Annotated in this window: 15 protein-coding genes, 6 tRNA genes and 3 rRNA genes; 17 read left to right on the forward strand and 7 right to left on the reverse strand. The window is 60.4% G+C overall.

Features of this window, described 5'->3' with window-relative positions:
- Position 1: 1 nt before the first annotated feature.
- The 6 genes from BBJ41_RS11290 to paaA form a co-directional block, all read right to left on the reverse strand.
- Positions 2-826, reverse strand: coding sequence for a DUF1835 domain-containing protein (locus tag BBJ41_RS11290; protein WP_069746505.1), 825 nt, complete (start codon positions 824-826; stop codon positions 2-4).
- A 128-nt stretch (positions 827-954) separates the two neighbouring features.
- Positions 955-2043: a 1,2-phenylacetyl-CoA epoxidase subunit PaaE gene (gene paaE / locus BBJ41_RS11295; RefSeq protein ID WP_069746506.1), complete on the reverse strand. Its 1089-nt coding sequence runs from the start codon at positions 2041-2043 to the stop codon at positions 955-957.
- Between the two features lie 2 nt (positions 2044-2045).
- The gene (paaD, locus tag BBJ41_RS11300; protein WP_069746507.1) at positions 2046-2609 is read right to left on the reverse strand and encodes a 1,2-phenylacetyl-CoA epoxidase subunit PaaD; all 564 of its coding nucleotides are present in this window, start codon (positions 2607-2609) and stop codon (positions 2046-2048) included.
- A 25-nt stretch (positions 2610-2634) separates the two neighbouring features.
- The gene (gene paaC / locus BBJ41_RS11305) at positions 2635-3438 is read right to left on the reverse strand and encodes a 1,2-phenylacetyl-CoA epoxidase subunit PaaC (RefSeq protein ID WP_069746508.1); all 804 of its coding nucleotides are present in this window, start codon (positions 3436-3438) and stop codon (positions 2635-2637) included.
- 10 nt (positions 3439-3448) lie between these two features.
- Positions 3449-3733, reverse strand: coding sequence for a 1,2-phenylacetyl-CoA epoxidase subunit PaaB (paaB, locus tag BBJ41_RS40340; protein WP_034188015.1), 285 nt, complete (start codon positions 3731-3733; stop codon positions 3449-3451).
- A gap of 36 nt (positions 3734-3769) precedes the next feature.
- Complete coding sequence (paaA, locus tag BBJ41_RS11315) at positions 3770-4768, reverse strand: 1,2-phenylacetyl-CoA epoxidase subunit PaaA (RefSeq protein ID WP_069746509.1); 999 nt, start codon at positions 4766-4768, stop codon at positions 3770-3772.
- A 199-nt stretch (positions 4769-4967) separates the two neighbouring features.
- On the opposite strand from paaA, the gene BBJ41_RS11320 reads away from it, so the two are divergent.
- The 6 genes from BBJ41_RS11320 (at position 4968) to rrf (ending at position 12009) form a co-directional block, all read left to right on the forward strand.
- Positions 4968-6233 carry an SGNH/GDSL hydrolase family protein gene (locus BBJ41_RS11320; protein WP_069746510.1) on the forward strand — a complete coding sequence of 422 codons (1266 nt, stop codon included), beginning with the start codon at positions 4968-4970 and terminating at the stop codon, positions 6231-6233.
- 572 nt (positions 6234-6805) lie between these two features.
- Positions 6806-8338 (forward strand): 16S ribosomal RNA (locus BBJ41_RS11325).
- Between the two features lie 63 nt (positions 8339-8401).
- Positions 8402-8478 (forward strand) — tRNA-Ile (locus tag BBJ41_RS11330).
- A 41-nt stretch (positions 8479-8519) separates the two neighbouring features.
- Positions 8520-8595, forward strand: a tRNA-Ala gene (locus BBJ41_RS11335).
- Positions 8596-8894: 299 nt separating this feature from the next.
- Positions 8895-11775, forward strand: a 23S ribosomal RNA gene (locus tag BBJ41_RS11340).
- 121 nt (positions 11776-11896) lie between these two features.
- Positions 11897-12009 (forward strand): 5S ribosomal RNA (gene rrf, locus BBJ41_RS11345).
- Together the 16S, 23S and 5S rRNA genes with 2 tRNA genes alongside form the textbook arrangement of a ribosomal RNA operon.
- Before the next feature lie 276 nt (positions 12010-12285).
- Here the strand turns inward: rrf and BBJ41_RS11350 are convergent.
- Positions 12286-13403, reverse strand: a protein-coding gene (locus BBJ41_RS11350) for an IS3 family transposase (protein WP_370512851.1) whose coding sequence is annotated in 2 segments (ribosomal slippage) — positions 12286-13145 and positions 13145-13403 — 1119 coding nt in all. Because the reading frame shifts where the segments join, the coding sequence is not laid out codon by codon here.
- Positions 13404-15471: 2068 nt separating this feature from the next.
- Between BBJ41_RS11350 and BBJ41_RS11370 the strand changes: the two genes are divergently transcribed.
- The 11 genes from BBJ41_RS11370 to rplL all read left to right on the forward strand — a co-directional run bounded on the left by BBJ41_RS11370 (position 15472) and on the right by rplL (position 20654).
- Positions 15472-15557 (forward strand) — tRNA-Tyr (locus tag BBJ41_RS11370).
- 44 nt (positions 15558-15601) lie between these two features.
- Positions 15602-15675 (forward strand) — tRNA-Gly (locus BBJ41_RS11375).
- A 28-nt stretch (positions 15676-15703) separates the two neighbouring features.
- Positions 15704-15778, forward strand: a tRNA-Thr gene (locus tag BBJ41_RS11380).
- A 65-nt stretch (positions 15779-15843) separates the two neighbouring features.
- Entirely contained in the window at positions 15844-17034 is a 1191-nt protein-coding gene (gene tuf / locus BBJ41_RS11385) for an elongation factor Tu (protein ID WP_011350666.1), read from the forward strand.
- Between the two features lie 59 nt (positions 17035-17093).
- A tRNA-Trp gene (locus BBJ41_RS11390) sits at positions 17094-17169 on the forward strand.
- A 43-nt stretch (positions 17170-17212) separates the two neighbouring features.
- Entirely contained in the window at positions 17213-17593 is a 381-nt protein-coding gene (secE, locus tag BBJ41_RS11395; protein WP_006482892.1) for a preprotein translocase subunit SecE, read from the forward strand.
- Position 17594: 1 nt separating this feature from the next.
- Entirely contained in the window at positions 17595-18152 is a 558-nt protein-coding gene (gene nusG, locus BBJ41_RS11400) for a transcription termination/antitermination protein NusG (protein WP_006400672.1), read from the forward strand.
- Positions 18153-18292: 140 nt separating this feature from the next.
- A complete protein-coding gene (rplK, locus tag BBJ41_RS11405) occupies positions 18293-18724 on the forward strand; it encodes a 50S ribosomal protein L11 (RefSeq protein WP_006753591.1) in 432 nt (143 codons plus the stop codon).
- Positions 18725-19423, forward strand: a complete 699-nt coding sequence (gene rplA / locus BBJ41_RS11410) for a 50S ribosomal protein L1 (RefSeq protein ID WP_006482906.1) — start codon at positions 18725-18727, stop codon at positions 19421-19423.
- A gap of 295 nt (positions 19424-19718) precedes the next feature.
- Entirely contained in the window at positions 19719-20216 is a 498-nt protein-coding gene (gene rplJ, locus BBJ41_RS11415; protein ID WP_040143029.1) for a 50S ribosomal protein L10, read from the forward strand.
- 63 nt (positions 20217-20279) lie between these two features.
- Positions 20280-20654, forward strand: a complete 375-nt coding sequence (rplL, locus tag BBJ41_RS11420) for a 50S ribosomal protein L7/L12 (protein ID WP_069746513.1) — start codon at positions 20280-20282, stop codon at positions 20652-20654.
- Positions 20655-20964 lie beyond the last annotated feature (310 nt).

Genomic DNA, 20964 nt, shown 5'->3' on the forward strand with positions numbered 1-20964 from the left:
ATTAGCGGTGCGTGGCTGCCGTGCGGGCCGCGCGCACCTGCGTGGAAGAGAGGGCGGCGGGCGCGTCGTCCTGCACCTCGAGCCGGCCGGCTGCCGCGAGCTCGCGGCAGCGCCACCAGGCGATCGAGTCGCTGACGAACAGCCCGCCGCGGTCGGCGTCGGCCATGATGCTGCCGACGAGGCGCCGTGCAGGCAGCCAGTCGGTTGCGGCGCGAGAGACGATCAGCGCGTCGAGATCGGCGTAGTGGCCGCTCTTGATCGTGTTGCTGACCCAGTAGCGAAGTTCGGCGTTATGGTGCTTCGCCTCCTGCCATTCGAGCGCGAGGCGGCCGATGCGCAGCACCGAGATCGGCGCGGCTACCGGTCGTTTGCGCGCCAGCTCGGCAGGCGAGAACATCCCGGTCGAGCACGCCTGGTCGGTGCGCGACAGCGACGCCCGCTGCGCGGTGTCGAGGTCGGCGGCCGACAGCCGCACCTCGTTCAGGCGCTGCGGGACGTTGCGCAGGTGGTAGGCGACGCGGCGCAGCAGCAGCTTGTCGCCGACGCTCGGCGCATGCCACACGACCACCTGGCCGGTATCCATCGCGAGCTGGTCGAGGCGCGCGAACTCGTCGCCGATTTCCGCGTTCCAGTCGGGGATCTGGTCGCCGAGCACGCGCTGCCAGAAGGCGGCGCGCGTGTCGGGCGTCTCGTCGGCGCCCTTGAGCGGCCCGACGCCGAGATCGTCGAGCAATCCGACGACGCGCTCGTCGCGCCCGGCTTGCGCGAGTGCCTCGCGCAGCGACGCGGCGGCGGTGCCGCCCTGAATCACATGAATGGTACTCATCGGCCTGTCGTCAACAAAAGAAAACCGCCGGCCGGGCGGACGTTGCGATGTCCAGCCGGCCGGCGGCCCCTAGTGTAAGCGAGATGTGTGACGGCGAGAAACCGTCCGGCGCCGCGACGCGATGCCGCTCAACGTTCGTCGAAGCTCACGACGACTTTGTCGCTGATCGGGTGGCACTGGCACGTGAGCACGAAACCGTCCTTCACTTCGTGTTCCTCGAGCGTGTAGTTCTTCTCCATCCGCACTTCACCCTCGATCACCTTCGCGCGGCACGTGCAGCACACGCCGCCCTTGCATGCGTAAGGCAGCGCGAGGCCCGCGCGCAGGCCGACGTCGAGCAGGCTGACGCCTTCGTACGGCAGGCGCAGCTTGCGCTTCTTGCCGTCGAGCACGATTTCCAGGTCGGCGGCCGGCGTCTGGTCGGTGATCTCGACGACGGGCGCGCCGGCCTGCGGCAGCGGCGTGCCGAAGCGCTCGACATGCACCTTCGCCTGCGGCACGCCGCCCGCTTTCAGTGCGGCTTCGGCCGCGTCCATCATCGGCGCGGGGCCGCAGATGAACGCCTCGTCGATCGCGTCGGCCGGCGTCAGCGTGTCGAGGAATTCCGCGCATTTCTCCTGGTCGAGCACGCCGTTGAACAGCTCGACGTCCTGCAGGTCGTCCGACAGCACGTGATAGAGGACGAAGCGGTTCATGTAGCGGTTCTTCAGGTCCTCCAGCTCCTCCGCGAACATGATCGCGTCGACGCTGCGGTTGCCGTAGATCAGCGTGAACGTGCTGCGCGGTTCGAGTTCGAGCGTCGTCTTCACGATCGCGAGCACGGGCGTGATCCCCGAGCCGCCGGAAAACGCGACGTACTGCTTGCCGTGATCGGCGTTCAGGTGCGTGAAGAAGCGGCCGTCCGGCGTCATCACGTCGATCGTGTGGCCCGGCTTCAGCGAGTCGAACGCGAAGTTCGAGAAGCGGCCGCCGCGCACGCGCTTGATGCCGATGCGCAGTTCGCCGTCGCGGTCGTAGTCCGTCGTGCCGACGCAGATCGAATACGAGCGGCGCGTCTCCTCGCCGTCGATGTGGGTCTTCAGCGTGACGAACTGGCCCTGCGTGAAGCGGTACGCGTCGCGCAGCTCGGGCGGCACGTCGAAGGAGACGGTGACGGCGTCGGCGGTCTCGGGCCGCACGTCGCGGATACGCAGCGGATGAAATTGCGGGGTCGCCATGATCAGTAAGGTTTGAAGTAGTCGAAGGGTTCGCGGCAGTCGACGCAGCGATACAACGCCTTGCAGGCCGTGGACGCGAATTGCGCGAGACGTTCGGTGCGGGCGGAGCCGCAGCGCGGGCACGCGGGTGCTGCAACCGGCCGGGGCATGAAACGCACGACGTTCTCCCGCGGCGCGGCGCTGCCGCACTGGCCGACCGGCGGCGCGATGCCGTAGGCGCGCAGCTTGTCGCGCGCTTCCTGCGTGATCCAGTTGGTCGTCCACGCGGGCGCGAGCACCGTCTCGATCCGATGCGGCGGGAGGCCGGCGGCCTGCAGCGCCGCGGCGACGTCCTCGGCGATCTGCGACATCGCCGGGCAACCCGAGTAGGTCGGCGTGATCACGACTTCGAGCAGGCCGTCGTCCGCGCGGCGGACGTCGCGCAGGATGCCGAGCTCGCGGATCGACACGACCGGAATCTCCGGGTCGGGCACGGCTTCGAGCACGTCCCATGCGCGGGCGAGCAGCGGGTCGTCGTGGCGCACGGCGGGCGCGGAGTTGGCGGGGGCGGCGGTCTGGACGGACATCGTCGGGCTCCGTGGCGTCGGCCGGTTACCAGCTTGCGCCGGGGTGCTGGCGCGCGAGGCTCTGCATTTCCGCGAGCAGGTAGCCCATGTGCTCCGAGTGCTCGCCCTGCTTGCCGGTCGTCACGTGCTGGACGGGCGCCGGCAGCGTGAGCGTCGCTTCCGCGAGCGCATCGTCCACGTCCGCGCGCCATGCGGCTTCGATCGCGGCGGGCGCCGGGCCGATGCCCGGTGCGGCGATCGCGTCGTCGATCGCATCGGCCGCGAAGAATTCGCTCGTGTACGGCGTCAGGTAGTCGAGCGCGTCCTGCGCGCGGCGGTGCGATTCGTCGGTGCCGTCGCCGAGACGAACGAGCCACTCGCGTGCGTGCTGCACGTGATAGCGGGTTTCCTTCACCGATTTCGCGGCGATCGCGGCGAGCTGCGGGTCGGTCGACGTTTCCAGCGCGCTCCACACGTGCAGCATCAGCGCCGCGTAGAGGAAGTTGCGCACGATCGTCACCGCGTAGTCCTTGTCGGCGTGCGCGGTGCCGGCGATTGGGCCGTAGTGCGGCAGCTCGGCGAGCGTGAAGTTCGCGAACTCGCGCTCGGTGCGGAAGTACGCGTAGTCGTCCTCGGTCTTCGTCGCGCCGGTGAGCTGGCGCTCGAGTTCGGCCGCGTGCGAATACAGCATGCGCGACTGGCCGATGAGGTCGAGGCTCATGTTGGTGAGCGCGATGTCTTCCTCGAGGATCGGGCCGTGGCCGCACCATTCGGCGTTGCGCTGACCGAGGATCAGCGCGTTGTCCGCGAGGCGCAGCACGTAGGAGAGGTGTTCGGGCGTGATCGTCATGGCGCGGGCGTTACATGTGGTTGACTTCGTCGGGCAGCGTGTAGAACGTCGGGTGGCGGTAGATCTTGTCGCCCGCCGGTTCGAACAGCTCGGCCTTCTCGTTCGGGTCCGACGCGGTGATCGCCGATGACGGCACCACCCAGATGCTCACGCCTTCCTGGCGGCGCGTGTAGACGTCGCGCGCCATGCGCAGCGCCATCGTCGCGTCGGCGGCGTGCAGGCTGCCGCAATGCTTGTGGTCGAGGCCCTGCTTGCTGCGCACGAACACTTCCCAGATCGGCCATTCCTTGTTCATCACTTTCTCCTGATTCCTGAATTCGAGGGTTGCCGCTCAGGCGGCGTGCTGTTCGGCGCGGGCCCGGCGCTTCGCTTCGTGCGCGAGCGCGGCTTCGCGCACCCAGGCGCCATCCGCGTGCGCTTTCACGCGGGTCGCGAGACGTTCCTTGTTGCACGGGCCGTCGCCGTTGACCACGCGCCAGAATTCGTCCCAGTCGATCGTGCCGTAGTCGTGATGGCCGCGCGCTTCGTTCCATTTCAGGTCGGGGTCGGGCAGTGTCACGCCGAGTACCTTCGCCTGGTCGACCGTCGCGTCGACGAACTTCTGCCGCAGGTCGTCGTTCGAGATCCGCTTGATGCCCCATTTCGCGGACTGGCTGCTGTGGACCGAATCGGCGTCGCTCGGGCCGAACATCATCAGCACCGGCCACCACCAGCGGTCCACGGCCTGCTGGACCATCGCGCGCTGCGCGTCGGTGCCCTTCATCATCGACAGCAGCGCGTCGAAACCCTGGCGCTGGTGGAACGACTCTTCCTTGCACACGCGAATCATCGCGCGCGCGTACGGGCCGTACGTGCAGCGGCACAGCGGGATCTGGTTCATGATCGCGGCGCCGTCGACCAGCCAGCCGATCACACCGACGTCGGCCCAGGTCGGCGTCGGGTAGTTGAAGATGCTCGAGTATTTCGCCTTGCCGGCGTGCAGCGCGTCGATCAGCGAATCGCGCGAAACGCCGAGCGTTTCGGCTGCGCTATATAGATAGAGGCCGTGGCCGGCTTCGTCCTGGACCTTTGCGAGCAGGATCGCTTTGCGCTTCAGGCTCGGCGCGCGGGAGATCCAGTTGCCTTCGGGCAGCATGCCGACGACTTCCGAATGCGCGTGCTGCGAGATCTGGCGAACCAGCGTCTTGCGATAGGCGTCGGGCATCCAGTCCTGCGGTTCGATCTTGCCGTCCGCGGCCATGACTGCATCGAACCGCGCCTGCTCGGGCGACTCGGCTGCGGCGTCCAGCGGCGCGACGTTGCCGGGGATGTCGAGGGATTGCGTGTACATGGCGAGGCTCTCGTCCGGTTGAATGTGTGCGAAGTATAAACCAACCGACCGGTCGGTTAATAAATTTCTTGCGGATTTGCCGTGAGACGCGGGTAAACGAGGGACGTCGGGGTGGGATCGAACGGTGCGAGCGCGGTCCCGCGCGTGGGTTCCGCGTCTTCTGCGGCACAATGCCCGCTTTCCGATGAGGATTTTGCCGATGTCATTCCGAAGCAGTATCGCCACGGCCGTGCTGGGTGCGGCCGTTTTCGTATCGCCGCTCGCGGCATCGGCTGCGCCGGCCGGATGGGTGGCCGCGTGGGCGACCGCGCTGCAGCCGATTCCCGACCTTGCCGCACCGCCGCCGCTCTATCGTGCGCCCGACGTGGCAGGGCGGACCGTGCGCCAGATCGTCTATCCGACGGTGTCGGGGCGGGCCGCGCGGATTCGTGTCAGTAACGCATACGGTCGTGTGCCGCTGGTCGTCGAGGCAGCGAGCCTCGCGCGCGCCGGTGACGGTGCGGCGCTCGCCGGCGGTGCGGCCGTGCCGGTGCGGTTCGGCGGTAAGGCCTCGGCGACGCTCGCACCGGGCCAGGAACTCGAAAGCGATCCGGTGGCGATCGACGTGACGGCCGGCCGGCCGTATGCGGTCAGCCTCCAGATGGGACCGAACCAACGGATGACGGTCTGGCACCGCGTGTCGAACCAGTTCAACTATGTATCGGCGCCGGGAGATCACGTGAGCGATCCGGACGCCGCCGTGTTCCGCACCCGTTTTACCCAATATGCGTGGGTGACCGAGCTGGCCGTCGAAGCCGGTTCCGCGCGGGCCAGTGTGGCGGCGATCGGCGATTCGATCACCGATGGCCTGCGCTCGAGCCTGAACCGGAACCGCCGCTGGCCGGATGCGCTGGCGCGTCGGCTGACGGCGTCGGGCGCGGATTCGGTCGGTGTCGTGAATCTCGGCATCAGCGGGAATCGGCTGCTCAGTGATTCTGCGTGCTACGGCACGTCGTTGGCGTCGCGGTTCGAACGGGATGCGCTGTCGCGTGAGGGCGTGAAGGCGGCGATCGTGCTGATCGGGATCAATGACATCAATTTCGCGGCGATGCCGCCGCGCGCGGGGCTCGATTGCGATCACCCGCATACGCAGGTGACCGCTGCGTCGCTGATTGACGGCTATCGCCGGCTGATCGAGGTGGCGCACCGTCAGGGCGTGAAGGTCTTCGGCGCGACGCTCACGCCGGCCGGGTTGCCGGCCGGACGCGAGGCGATACGGCTCGAGGTGAACCGGTGGATCCGGAGCGGTGGCGGGTTCGACGGTGTGGTCGACTTCGATGCGGTGCTGCGCGATCCGGCGCGCCCGAGCGTACTGCAGCGCCGATATGACAGCGGCGACGGCATCCATCCGAGCGACGCAGGTTATGCGGCGATGGCCGACGCGGTGCAGATCGAGCAGTTGCAGGCTGCCGTGGGCGGTAAGTGATGTCACGCGCGCTCTATATATAGAGCGCGCATGCTGCCGGCGGTCACCAAGCCAGCGAAGCTCCCTGGCCCACCGAGCCCCAAGCCCCCGTGCGCGGCAGCGCACGGGGGCTTTTTCAAAATATTTTCACAAAGGGGCTTGCGCGGATGGTGCGCGGTGCATAGAATCACGCCTCTTTCGCGCTAACGGAAACGCGGTGCGGAAGGGGAAGCGAAGTCGGTGGTGCGCAGCAGGTCAGGCGCGCGGCTGGCGCAGGAAGATGGGCCCCGCAGTCGCAACGAAGTAGTTAAAAAGTTGTTGACGAACTGCGAAACACGGTTCATAATCTCGCTTCTCTGCTGCTGAAAACGCGGCGCTGCTGAGAAATCAACGGTTTCTCGCAGAAATGCTCTTTAAAAATTAACAGCCGATAAGTGTGGGCGCTTGATGGAAGCGAGCTGATCTTCGGATCAGAAAGCGAAAGTATCAAGAGTCTCACACTAAAGTAAGTCAGGTTTATGAAGCAATTCATATACCTGTCAGCTTTGAGTGAGCGACCGGTTCTTAACAGAACCGAAAACAGTAACAGGTTTGAACTGAAGAGTTTGATCCTGGCTCAGATTGAACGCTGGCGGCATGCCTTACACATGCAAGTCGAACGGCAGCACGGGTGCTTGCACCTGGTGGCGAGTGGCGAACGGGTGAGTAATACATCGGAACATGTCCTGTAGTGGGGGATAGCCCGGCGAAAGCCGGATTAATACCGCATACGATCTACGGATGAAAGCGGGGGACCTTCGGGCCTCGCGCTATAGGGTTGGCCGATGGCTGATTAGCTAGTTGGTGGGGTAAAGGCCTACCAAGGCGACGATCAGTAGCTGGTCTGAGAGGACGACCAGCCACACTGGGACTGAGACACGGCCCAGACTCCTACGGGAGGCAGCAGTGGGGAATTTTGGACAATGGGCGAAAGCCTGATCCAGCAATGCCGCGTGTGTGAAGAAGGCCTTCGGGTTGTAAAGCACTTTTGTCCGGAAAGAAATCCTTGGTTCTAATATAGCCGGGGGATGACGGTACCGGAAGAATAAGCACCGGCTAACTACGTGCCAGCAGCCGCGGTAATACGTAGGGTGCGAGCGTTAATCGGAATTACTGGGCGTAAAGCGTGCGCAGGCGGTTTGCTAAGACCGATGTGAAATCCCCGGGCTCAACCTGGGAACTGCATTGGTGACTGGCAGGCTAGAGTATGGCAGAGGGGGGTAGAATTCCACGTGTAGCAGTGAAATGCGTAGAGATGTGGAGGAATACCGATGGCGAAGGCAGCCCCCTGGGCCAATACTGACGCTCATGCACGAAAGCGTGGGGAGCAAACAGGATTAGATACCCTGGTAGTCCACGCCCTAAACGATGTCAACTAGTTGTTGGGGATTCATTTCCTTAGTAACGTAGCTAACGCGTGAAGTTGACCGCCTGGGGAGTACGGTCGCAAGATTAAAACTCAAAGGAATTGACGGGGACCCGCACAAGCGGTGGATGATGTGGATTAATTCGATGCAACGCGAAAAACCTTACCTACCCTTGACATGGTCGGAATCCTGCTGAGAGGTGGGAGTGCTCGAAAGAGAACCGATACACAGGTGCTGCATGGCTGTCGTCAGCTCGTGTCGTGAGATGTTGGGTTAAGTCCCGCAACGAGCGCAACCCTTGTCCTTAGTTGCTACGCAAGAGCACTCTAAGGAGACTGCCGGTGACAAACCGGAGGAAGGTGGGGATGACGTCAAGTCCTCATGGCCCTTATGGGTAGGGCTTCACACGTCATACAATGGTCGGAACAGAGGGTTGCCAACCCGCGAGGGGGAGCTAATCCCAGAAAACCGATCGTAGTCCGGATTGCACTCTGCAACTCGAGTGCATGAAGCTGGAATCGCTAGTAATCGCGGATCAGCATGCCGCGGTGAATACGTTCCCGGGTCTTGTACACACCGCCCGTCACACCATGGGAGTGGGTTTTACCAGAAGTGGCTAGTCTAACCGCAAGGAGGACGGTCACCACGGTAGGATTCATGACTGGGGTGAAGTCGTAACAAGGTAGCCGTATCGGAAGGTGCGGCTGGATCACCTCCTTTCCAGAGCTATCTCGCAAAGTTGAGCGCTCACGCTTATCGGCTGTAAATTAAAGACAGACTCAGGGGTCTGTAGCTCAGTCGGTTAGAGCACCGTCTTGATAAGGCGGGGGTCGTTGGTTCGAATCCAACCAGACCCACCATTGTCTTGTCTGGCGGTAGTACCTGAGGAATCTGTACTCATGGGGGCATAGCTCAGCTGGGAGAGCACCTGCTTTGCAAGCAGGGGGTCGTCGGTTCGATCCCGTCTGCCTCCACCAATCTTCAATGGGAAGCGTTTGGATCACACGAAAGTGACGTGTGAGACGAGCATTTGCCATTGGCGATTGAGCCAGTCAGAGTGATATCAAAAGATATCGGCTGTCGTTCTTTAACAATCTGGAAGAAGTAAGTAATTTGGATAGCGGAAGCGTCTTGAGATGGACGTGAAAGTTATCCGGGTTGTGATTGTATCGATGTATCTCAAGATGATTCGAACTCTATGTTTGACTCAATTGGAATACGGCACAACGCGAAAACTCAACCTGTAACGACTGTCGGAGAGACAGACTCGTTATAGGGTCAAGCGAACAAGTGCATGTGGTGGATGCCTTGGCGATCACAGGCGATGAAGGACGCGGTAGCCTGCGAAAAGCTACGGGGAGCTGGCAAACGAGCTTTGATCCGTAGATGTCCGAATGGGGAAACCCACTCCTTTTGGAGTATCCATGGCTGAATACATAGGCCATGAGAAGCGAACGCGGTGAACTGAAACATCTAAGTAACCGCAGGAAAAGAAATCAACCGAGATTCCCAAAGTAGTGGCGAGCGAAATGGGATGAGCCTTGCACTCTTTATTTGTATTGTTAGCCGAACGCTTTGGAAAGTGCGGCCATAGCGGGTGATAGCCCCGTAGGCGAAAACAGTATGAAAGAACTAGGTGTGCGACAAGTAGGGCGGGACACGTGAAATCCTGTCTGAAGATGGGGGGACCATCCTCCAAGGCTAAATACTCGTGATCGACCGATAGTGAACCAGTACCGTGAGGGAAAGGCGAAAAGAACCCCGGGAGGGGAGTGAAATAGATCCTGAAACCGCATGCATACAAACAGTCGGAGCCTCGTAAGGGGTGACGGCGTACCTTTTGTATAATGGGTCAGCGACTTACGTTCAGTAGCAAGCTTAACCGTATAGGGCAGGCGTAGCGAAAGCGAGTCCGAATAGGGCGTTCAGTTGCTGGGCGTAGACCCGAAACCAAGTGATCTATCCATGGCCAGGATGAAGGTGCGGTAACACGTACTGGAGGTCCGAACCCACTAACGTTGAAAAGTTAGGGGATGAGCTGTGGATAGGGGTGAAAGGCTAAACAAACTTGGAAATAGCTGGTTCTCTCCGAAAACTATTTAGGTAGTGCCTCGTGTCTCACCTTCGGGGTAGAGCACTGTCATGGTTGGGGGGTCTATTGCAGATTACCCCGCCATAGCAAACTCCGAATACCGAAGAGTGCAATCACGGGAGACAGACATCGGGTGCTAACGTCCGGTGTCAAGAGGGAAACAACCCAGACCGCCAGCTAAGGTCCCCAAATATAGCTAAGTGGGAAACGAAGTGGGAAGGCTAAAACAGTCAGGAGGTTGGCTTAGAAGCAGCCACCCTTTAAAGAAAGCGTAATAGCTCACTGATCGAGTCGTCCTGCGCGGAAGATGTAACGGGGCTAAGCTATATACCGAAGCTGCGGATGCGAGCTATGCTCGCATGGTAGGAGAGCGTTCTGTAAGCCTGCGAAGGTGTCTCGGAAGGGATGCTGGAGGTATCAGAAGTGCGAATGCTGACATGAGTAGCGATAAAGGGGGTGAAAGGCCCCCTCGCCGTAAGCCCAAGGTTTCCTACGCAACGTTCATCGGCGTAGGGTGAGTCGGCCCCTAAGGCGAGGCAGAAATGCGTAGCTGATGGGAAGCAGGTCAATATTCCTGCACCATTGTTAGATGCGACGGGGGGACGGATCGCGGAAGGTTGTCCGGGTGTTGGAAGTCCCGGTCGCTGCATTGGAGAAGGCGCTTAGGCAAATCCGGGCGCGGAATTCAAGGGTGTGGCGCGAGCTCCTTAGGGAGCGAAGCAATTGGAAGTGGTTCCAAGAAAAGCCTCTAAGCTTCAGTCTAACGATGACCGTACCGCAAACCGACACAGGTGGGCGAGATGAGTATTCTAAGGCGCTTGAGAGAACTCGGGAGAAGGAACTCGGCAAATTGGTACCGTAACTTCGGGATAAGGTACGCCCTTGTAGCTTGATGCCCCTGCGGGCAAAGGGTGAAGGGGTTGCAATAAACTGGTGGCTGCGACTGTTTAATAAAAACACAGCACTCTGCAAACACGAAAGTGGACGTATAGGGTGTGACGCCTGCCCGGTGCCGGAAGATTAAATGATGGGGTGCAAGCTCTTGATTGAAGTCCCGGTAAACGGCGGCCGTAACTATAACGGTCCTAAGGTAGCGAAATTCCTTGTCGGGTAAGTTCCGACCTGCACGAATGGCGTAACGATGGCCACACTGTCTCCTCCCGAGACTCAGCGAAGTTGAAGTGTTTGTGATGATGCAATCTACCCGCGGCTAGACGGAAAGACCCCATGAACCTTTACTGTAGCTTTGCATTGGACTTTGAACCGATCTGTGTAGGATAGGTGGGAGGCTATGAAACCGGAACGCTAGTTTCGGTGGAGCCGTCCTTGAAATACCACCCTGGTTTGTTTGAGGTTCTAACCTTGGCCCGTGATCCGGGTCGGGGACAGTGCATGGTAGGCAGTTTGACTGGGGCGGTCTCCTCCCAAAGCGTAACGGAGGAGTACGAAGGTACGCTAGGTACGGTCGGAAATCGTGCTGATAGTGCAATGGCATAAGCGTGCTTAACTGCGAGACCGACAAGTCGAGCAGGTGCGAAAGCAGGTCATAGTGATCCGGTGGTTCTGTATGGAAGGGCCATCGCTCAACGGATAAAAGGTACTCTGGGGATAACAGGCTGATACCGCCCAAGAGTTCATATCGACGGCGGTGTTTGGCACCTCGATGTCGGCTCATCTCATCCTGGGGCTGTAGCCGGTCCCAAGGGTATGGCTGTTCGCCATTTAAAGAGGTACGTGAGCTGGGTTTAAAACGTCGTGAGACAGTTTGGTCCCTATCTGCCGTGGGCGTTGGATATTTGAAGGGGGCTGCTCCTAGTACGAGAGGACCGGAGTGGACGAACCTCTGGTGTACCGGTTGTCACGCCAGTGGCATCGCCGGGTAGCTATGTTCGGAAGAGATAACCGCTGAAAGCATCTAAGCGGGAAACTCGCCTTAAGATGAGATATCCCTGGGGACTAGATCCCCTTGAAGGGTCGTTCGAGACCAGGACGTTGATAGGTCAGGTGTGTAAGCGCAGTAATGCGTTCAGCTAACTGATACTAATTGCCCGTAAGGCTTGATCCTATAACAAGTCTGTTTTACAGACAGCGGTTGAGTGACCGCGATGTGCTGATACGCACAACCTCAAAAATTACTGCTTCTTCCTGATTGGTTGCGTTGCGAAGCAACGCGACAACCCTCTTTGCCTGATGACCATAGCGAGTCGGTCCCACCCCTTCCCATCCCGAACAGGACCGTGAAACGACTCTACGCCGATGATAGTGCGGATTCCCGTGTGAAAGTAGGTAATCGTCAGGCTCCCTAAGCCAGAAACCCCCGCCCAACCAGGCGGGGGTTTTTGCATTTCAGCGATGGAAATGCACGCGCCAGAGGAGGGCCGCTCGGTCTTTGCCCTTCTTCCAAGTCGCTCCTTTCAGACGTTACCTTCAGATCAGAACCCGCCATTCGCGAGGTCCGCGAGACGCGCTCGAACTACCCAGGTCAACTGCGTAACGGTAACGGGGGCTGGCGTGACTGACACCCAACTGACCTGCCCCCTTCGATAGGGCCACGGAGCTTCTAGTAAAGTCCTGTTCAAACATGCTCCTGCAAGACAGGAGCGCCTACTGGTGCCGGATGCTTCGCCGCGAATTCGGCCGGCGACTGGTAGTTCAATGCGCTGTGCGGCCGTGCCTCGTTGTAGTCCCGGCGCCATGCCGACACCACGGCCCGGGCGTGGGCGAGCGTCGTGAACCAGTGCTCGTTCAGACACTCGTCACGAAACTTGCCATTGAACGACTCGATGTACGCATTCTGCGTCGGCTTGCCCGCCTGAATCAATTTCAACGTCACGCCGTTGGCGTAGGCCCACTGGTCCAGCGCGCGGCTCGTGAATTCGGGTCCCTGGTCCGTGCGCAACGCTTTCGGGTAGCCCCTGAAGCGCGCCACCCGGTCCAGCACGCGCGTCACATACCGACCCGAGATGCCGTGGTCCACCACGATCTCGACCGCTTCCTTGGTGAAGTCGTCGACAATGGTCAGGCACTTCAGGCGACGCCCGTTGGACAATGCGTCCATCACGAAATCGAGGGACCACACCTCGTTCGGCGTACTCGGCAAAGCCAGCTGCTCGCGCTCGACCATCACGCCGTGGCGCCGTCGCCGGCGCCGCACGGCCAGTCCGGCCTCGCGATACAGCCGGTGCACGCGCTTGTGGTTTACGTGCCTTCCTTCGCGCGCCAGCAGCGCGTGTAGCCGCCGATAGCCGAAACGCCGCCTCTGGTGCCCCAGCTCGATGAGGCGCGCCTTGAGCGCCTCATTCTCGTGGTCCGGCTGCGCTTCATAATGCAGCACGCTGCGCGAAAGCCCGACAAGCCGGCAGGCACGGCGCTCGGAGACATTGACCTTCTGCCGAATCGCCGCGACCGCCTCGCGCCTGGCCTGCGGGCTCAGGGCTTTCCCTTCACGACCACCTTCAGGGCTTCCATATCGAGCATCGCCTCGGCCAGCAGCTTCTTCAGCCTCGCGTTCTCGGCTTCCAGCTCCTTGAGCCGACGGGCTTCCGACACCTCCATGCCGCCGAACTTCGCGCGCCACGTGTAGAACGAGGCGTCACTGAACCCATGCTTCCTGCACAGCTCCTTCACCGGCAGGCCCGCCTCCGCTTCCTTCAGGAAGCCGATGATCTGTTCTTCCGAAAAGCGCTTCTTCATGTCCGTCTTCCTCTCCGAAAACGGACTTTACTAGATTCCGACTGGCCCGGTTTACGGGGAGCAGGTCACAACGCCCCTCTGTTCGAAGCAAGAGTCGTCTGGTCGGTAACCGGTGGACCAAGCGCTCAGCAACTGCTCCCTGCCACCATTCGGACATGAATTTTCTCGTCATGCAGGGTAGCCTGGCGGAGCGTTACCCTGCCGCTCAATGATTGCCATCTGGTTCCGTTCATTGGCGTATTGAGCGCATCTTCTATCAAAATCACGATCATCATTCCGTGACCGAGGTCACCGCATCTACTGCTCATACGATCGAATGCGGCGTATCGTGTGCCTCGCGTTCGACGTGTTTTTGTCACAAGCTCTGAACGATCGCCGCCCATTGAAACCAAGCAGCACCAAGCAGCCGAGATGCTTCCGCTAAGATTTCGTGTTGCTATCAATCGCCATCTTTCTTCTTATTTTCGGCATCTTCTCCAAAACAGCTCACTCGAAGCGAACGGGCGCGTGTTCAGCTACAAGAAAGCCCTGGCTGCCGGACCAATAGGGACGTATGTGAACTCGTAGAGCGGGGGCGGTCAGAAATCCGCTCTGTTCCTTGTGATGACCGTGGGCTTGCCGTCTCATAACACGTAGATTTCCTCGATGAGCGAATAGACTGTACTGCCGAAGCAATCTCGCCCTTCGCCCACTAACGCGAAGCTTGTGCCGCCCGCATCGACACCGATCGATCGCACCGTGCACGCGGCACTCAGATCGGCGAGCGCGGAGTGCTCAGCCGGCGGAAACCGGTGCGTCGTGCCCCGGCTTTGGCCTCGAGTCATTGCGAGCATCGCCGGGCAATGTCTGGCAGACGTCGACGATTGAGCGTCGCATGCCAGTTCGTCGGCGTCTTCGGACGTATGGGGCGCACCGAAGGCTCTTGAGTCGAACCCGACGCAGGCGTCCGCGCTCAGCTGAACGAGGCAGGCGACGTACGGGCACACGGAGTTTCGTCCGTACGCAGCGGACTCGCTGCAATAGGCCGACCAAATGTTGACGTTGGTTGGTTCGCACGAGGGTGAGGCGCAATTGGCGCCGCGCCGCCGGACGTTCTACGAGATGGCCGCCTTGAGAGTGCGAGGCAACCCCGGGAGCGGGCGCATGTCGGCGCCAAGCAACGGCTGCAACACGTCGAGACAGGCCTGGCTGTCGGGTCCATCTTGCGGTGCGTCGTTGCTGGCATTTGCGGCCGTGAGGTAGGCGGATACATCGCTGAGCTGCCACGTATACGCCGTCGCATCGTTACTCATGGGGTGTGCCACGAACGAACCGCCGCGTGCGAAACCGATGCGGCCGGCATCAAGAGCCGGCTTCAGCGTGTCTTACGCTGCGAGCACTGCGGCTGCCTTCGGAAGTCCCGGTGCTTGACCGTTGGCCAGTGCCTGCTGACGGATGGCCGCGATCGCACTCGAGCGCCGCAGCGCTTCTGTCGCCCCGCGGAATTTGCGGTCAAAGCGATGGAGGCCAACGCAACTGAAGAGCAAACGCATGAGGATTCGTGCGGGACGCCAGAAAGCGATTCGGGATGGTATCGCGCATTCCGCTGAAGTCGGCGCCGGCAAGCATGTCGGGCCGGCCACGAATTCAGCCCAGAGACCGGCGTGACCGCCTGGTGCTTGCGAAACCCCATCGCGGGTATCGTCCTTCGGTCACAGTCGGGCGATTCTGCGGTGCGGATCGTGAAGTCGCGGCCTTTCGCGAGTCGTCGAACCGGAGCCTTCAAAAACACTGAAAACAGGATCGTCGAAGCCGCCCGGCACGAAATTTGCGAAATTTATGCCTACCCACTTGGCATTGTGTGCAAGAGGCCGTATGATGGCGGTCTTTCGTTTTCAGCGCAGATGAAGTTCAGTGCTGAAAACGGAGTCTGACGAAGATGTGGCGCCGATCAGTAAATCTCGTGCTTGCCTTAGCCGGGCGAGGGCGGAGATCGGTAGGTGAGCAGGGTTCGGGAAGAGAGTGAAAATAATCTTCCGGATGTGCTTGACAGGAGTGCGATGCACCCCCATAATCGTCAGTTCTCTACGGAGGGGTGCCCGAGTGGCTAAAGGGGGCAGACTGTAAATCTGTTGGCTTACGCCTACGTTGGTTCGAATCCAACCTCCTCCACCAAGAACATCAGCTGAAAGAGCGGTAGGGAATCGTTGGTAGCCCGTGCGGGTGTAGCTCAATGGTAGAGCAGAAGCCTTCCAAGCTTACGACGAGGGTTCGATTCCCTTCACCCGCTCCAGACCGTGAAGTTGAAGCGCAGAAAAAGCGCCCATGTGGCTCAGTGGTAGAGCACTCCCTTGGTAAGGGAGAGGTCGGCAGTTCGATCCTGCCCATGGGCACCAGCAGTAAAAAGTCAGCGTCTGTGTGCGCGCGGCGCAACCTGTGAAATTCCTTTTGGGAGTCGAAAATGGCCAAGGGTAAATTCGAGCGGACCAAGCCGCACGTGAACGTTGGTACGATTGGTCACGTTGACCATGGCAAGACGACGCTGACGGCAGCGATCACGACGGTTCTGACGAAGAAGTTCGGCGGCGAAGCGAAGGCGTACGACCAGATCGACGCGGCACCGGAAGAAAAGGCGCGCGGCATCACGATCAACACGGCACACGTCGAGTACGAAACGGCTAACCGCCACTACGCACACGTCGACTGCCCGGGCCACGCTGACTATGTGAAGAACATGATCACGGGCGCAGCGCAGATGGACGGCGCGATCCTGGTTTGCTCGGCAGCAGACGGCCCGATGCCGCAAACGCGTGAGCACATCCTGCTGGCGCGTCAGGTTGGCGTTCCGTACATCATCGTGTTCCTGAACAAGTGCGACATGGTGGACGACGCCGAACTGCTCGAGCTGGTCGAGATGGAAGTTCGCGAACTCCTGTCGAAGTACGACTTCCCGGGCGACGACACGCCGATCGTGAAGGGTTCGGCGAAGCTGGCGCTGGAAGGCGACACGGGCGAGCTGGGCGAAGTGGCGATCATGAGCCTGGCCGACGCGCTGGACACGTACATCCCGACGCCGGAGCGTGCAGTTGACGGCGCGTTCCTGATGCCGGTGGAAGACGTGTTCTCGATCTCGGGCCGCGGTACGGTGGTGACGGGTCGTGTCGAGCGCGGCATCGTGAAGGTCGGCGAAGAAATCGAAATCGTCGGTATCAAGCCGACGGTGAAGACGACCTGCACGGGCGTTGAAATGTTCCGCAAGCTGCTGGACCAAGGTCAAGCAGGCGACAACGTTGGTATCCTGCTGCGCGGCACGAAGCGTGAAGACGTGGAGCGTGGCCAGGTTCTGGCGAAGCCGGGTTCGATCACGCCGCACACGCACTTCACGGCTGAAGTGTACGTGCTGAGCAAGGACGAAGGCGGCCGTCACACGCCGTTCTTCAACAACTACCGTCCGCAGTTCTACTTCCGTACGACGGACGTGACGGGCTCGATCGAGCTGCCGAAGGACAAGGAAATGGTGATGCCGGGCGACAACGTGTCGATCACGGTGAAGCTGATCGCTCCGATCGCGATGGAAGAAGGTCTGCGCTTCGCAATCCGCGAAGGTGGCCGTACCGTCGGCGCCGGCGTCGTCGCCAAGATCATCGAGTAAGCCAGTTATTCGTTGATCGACAGTTTTGGGGCTGGCAACAGCCGGCCCCAACATGGTTTAGGGGTATAGCTCAACTGGCAGAGCGTCGGTCTCCAAAACCGAAGGTTGGGGGTTCGATTCCCTCTGCCCCTGCCAAAAAATAGCCACGTGTTCTACGTGGCATTTGTTTTAAGGTGTTATGGCGAATCCATCCGTCGAAACTGTAAATACCTCCGGCGATAAGCTGATGCTGGCCCTGGGCGTATTGCTGGTGTTGGCCGGATTCGTGGGCTTCTTCTGGCTGGCCAATCAGCAGTGGTATGTCCGCGGTGCCGCGTTGGCGGTAGGTATCATCGCTGGCGTGGCCGTCGGGCTGATGTCCGCACCTGGCAAGAGCCTCATCGCCTTTGCCAAGGATTCGTACAAAGAAGTCCGGAAGGTCGTTTGGCCCACCCGCAAGGAAGCAACGCAAACAACACTCGTCGTGTTCGGTTTCGTGCTCGTGATGGCGATTTTCCTCTGGTTGAGTGACAAATCGATCGAGTGGGTAATTTTCTCGGCGATTCTGGGTTGGAAATGATATGAGCGATACTCCGGCATCCCCGAGCGGAAAACGTTGGTACGTCGTGCACGCCTACTCCGGTATGGAGAAGAGCGTGCAACGTGCGCTTCAGGAGCGCATCGAACGTGCTGGCATGCAGGACAAATTCGGTCAGATCCTGGTTCCGACCGAAGAAGTGGTCGAAGTCAAAGGCGGTCACAAGGCTGTGACCGAGCGTCGTTTCTTCCCCGGCTACGTGCTGGTGGAAATGGAAATGACGGACGAAACGTGGCACCTCGTGAAGAACACTGCGAAGGTTACAGGTTTCGTTGGCGGTGCGCGTAACCGCCCGACCCCGATTTCCCCGAAGGAAGTCGAAAAGATCATGTCGCAGATGCAGGAAGGCGTCGAAAAGCCGCGCCCGAAGACCCTGTTCGAAGTTGGCGAGATGGTGCGTGTCAAGGAAGGCCCGTTCACGGACTTCAATGGCACCGTCGAAGAGGTCAACTACGAGAAATCGCGCGTGCGTGTGTCGGTCACCATCTTTGGCCGCTCAACCCCGGTCGAGCTCGAGTTCGGCCAGGTCGAAAAAGTTTGATCCCGATTCGGTGGGCAGCCTCGGCTGCCCACCTTCGCGCTTACGGCCCGCGTCATGGCCGTTGAGGAGCGTCAGTAGCCAGCGGCGAAAGCGCGTTATCACTCACCGAACGCCGCTTGGCGTTCCAACGAGGTTTTCAAATGGCAAAGAAGATTGTCGGCTTTATCAAGCTGCAGATTCCTGCAGGTAAAGCCAACCCGTCGCCGCCGGTCGGTCCGGCACTGGGCCAGCGCGGCCTGAACATCATGGAGTTCTGCAAGGCGTTCAACGCGCAGACTCAAGGCATGGAGCCGGGTCTGCCGGTGCCGGTGGTCATCACGGCATTCGCTGACAAGAGCTTCACGTTCGTGATGAAGACGCCGCCGGCGACCGTCCTGATCAAGAAGGCGGCGAAGGTGGACAAGGGCTCGAGCAAGCCGCACACCGACAAGGTCGGTTCGATCACGCGCGCTCAAGCCGAAGAAATCGCGAAGACCAAGATGCCTGACCTTACGGCAGCTGATCTGGACGCAGCCGTTCGCACCATCGCTGGTAGCGCACGCTCGATGGGCATCACCGTGGAGGGTGTGTAAATGGCTAAGATCTCCAAGCGCCGTCAGGCATTTGCCGCCAAGGTTGATCGCCAGAAGCTGTACGCGATCGAAGACGCACTGAGCCTCGTGAAGGAATGCGCGAGCGCGAAGTTCGACGAGTCGATCGACGTCGCAGTCCAGCTCGGCATTGATGCAAAGAAGTCGGACCAGGTCGTTCGTGGTTCGGTCGTTCTGCCGGCAGGTACGGGCAAGTCGGTTCGCGTTGCTGTGTTCGCGCAAGGTGAAAAGGCTGAGCAAGCTCGTGCAGCAGGCGCAGAAATCGTCGGTATGGAAGACCTGGCTGAGCAGATCAAGGCTGGCCAGATGGACTTCGACATCGTGATCGCTTCGCCGGACACGATGCGTATCGTCGGTACGCTGGGTCAGATCCTCGGCCCGCGCGGCCTGATGCCGAACCCGAAGGTCGGTACGGTCACGCCGGACGTCGCAACCGCCGTCAAGAACGCGAAGGCGGGTCAGGTGCAATTCCGTGTCGACAAGGCCGGTATCATCCACGCGACCATCGGCCGTGCATCGTTCGAGCCGACCGCGCTGCGTTCGAACCTGTCGGCGCTGATCGAAGCGCTGCAGAAGGCGAAGCCGGCAACGAGCAAGGGCGTGTACCTGCGCAAGATCGCACTGTCGAGCACGATGGGCGTCGGCGTGCGTGTCGACCAGGCTACGCTGGCAGCACAGTAAGCAAGTATTCGGGCCGCTTCGCTCGCGAAGCGGCCCTCATGGGCTTTGGGCGGTTGTTCGTGCAGCAAGGCGGGCAACCGGTTATCAAAGACCGTTGGTGGGGCGCAGCAGTCAGGTGATCCCTTAATTCAAGCCAACGCAGATGGCGAACCCGAAAAAGTTTTGCAGTGGTGAAGCCGCAGGCCGTGAAGCGATTCGCGGCGTGAGGTGGAAATACTCCTAACGAGGTCGGACGCCGTTGTTGAACGAGGTACGTGAGGTTTCGTGCCGAACGTATCGTTTCTGGAGGCTAACCGTGCCGCTTAATAGAGAAGACAAGCAAGCCGTCGTCGCTGAGGTTTCCGCGCAAGTCGCGAAGGCCCAGACCGTTGTGCTGGCTGAGTATCGTGGAATTGCGGTTGGCGATCTGACCAAGCTGCGCGCGAAAGCGCGTGAGCAACAGGTTTACCTGCGCGTGTTGAAGAACACGCTGGCGCGTCGCGCTGTTGAAGGTACGCCGTTTGCTCCGCTGGCAGAGCAGATGACTGGCCCGTTGATCTACGGCATCTCGGAAGATGCAATTGCTGCTGCTAAGGTCGTCAACGACTTCAGCAAGAGCAATGACAAGTTGGTCATCAAGGCTGGTTCGTTCGATGGCAAGGTGATGGACAAGGCTGGCGTGCAAGCGCTGGCAAGCATCCCGAGCCGCGAAGAACTGCTCTCGAAGCTGCTGTTCGTTATGCAAGCGCCTGTTTCGGGCTTCGCGCGCGCTCTCGCCGCGCTGGCCGAGAAGAAGCAAGCGGAAGCTGCGTAATCGAGCGTGCATCAGCGTCATTGATCGCTGGCTGTATCCGAATTCAATTTAGGAGTATTTCAAATGGCAATCGCAAAAGAAGACATCCTGGCCGCAGTCGAAGGGATGAGCGTCCTGGAACTGAACGAACTGGTCAAGGCGTTCGAAGAGAAGTTTGGCGTGTCGGCAGCTGCAGTGGCAGTCGCTGGCCCGGCAGGCGGCGGCGCTGCTGCTGCTGTTGAAGAGAAGACCGAATTCACGGTCGTTCTGGCTGAAACCGGCAGCAACAAGGTCAGCGTGATCAAGGCCGTTCGCGAACTGACGGGCCTGGGCCTGAAGGAAGCGAAGGACCTGGTTGACGGTGCACCGAAGCCTGTCAAGGAAGGTGTCGACAAGGCTGCTGCTGACGAAGCCAAGAAGAAGCTGGAAGAAGCAGGCGCGAAGGTCGAAATCAAGTAAGTTTCGACGCGCTGTGCGAAGGCTGGCGGTATTTTCACCGCCGGCCTTTTTGTGCTTTGTGGGAACGTTATTCTGGCACTCATTCGGGAGCCCGAATAATCGGTCCCAGAAGCCAAAGAAAATCGTCTAATCGTTGTCATTGATCACGATTGGCGTTTTTCTTTGTCTTCTGAAGCGACTGCAGAAGGCAAGTTTGGTCGGGTAGCGGGCAACACAGGCATCCGCTGCCGTCAGCCAGCGGTTGGTAGCGGCCAACCACCAAGCTTCTCGGCTCGTTCAAGCCGTTGGACGGCCATCGGGTCTCAGTCGG

Source organism: Burkholderia stabilis, assembly GCF_001742165.1.
GTDB classification, from domain to species: Bacteria; Pseudomonadota; Gammaproteobacteria; order Burkholderiales; family Burkholderiaceae; genus Burkholderia; species Burkholderia stabilis.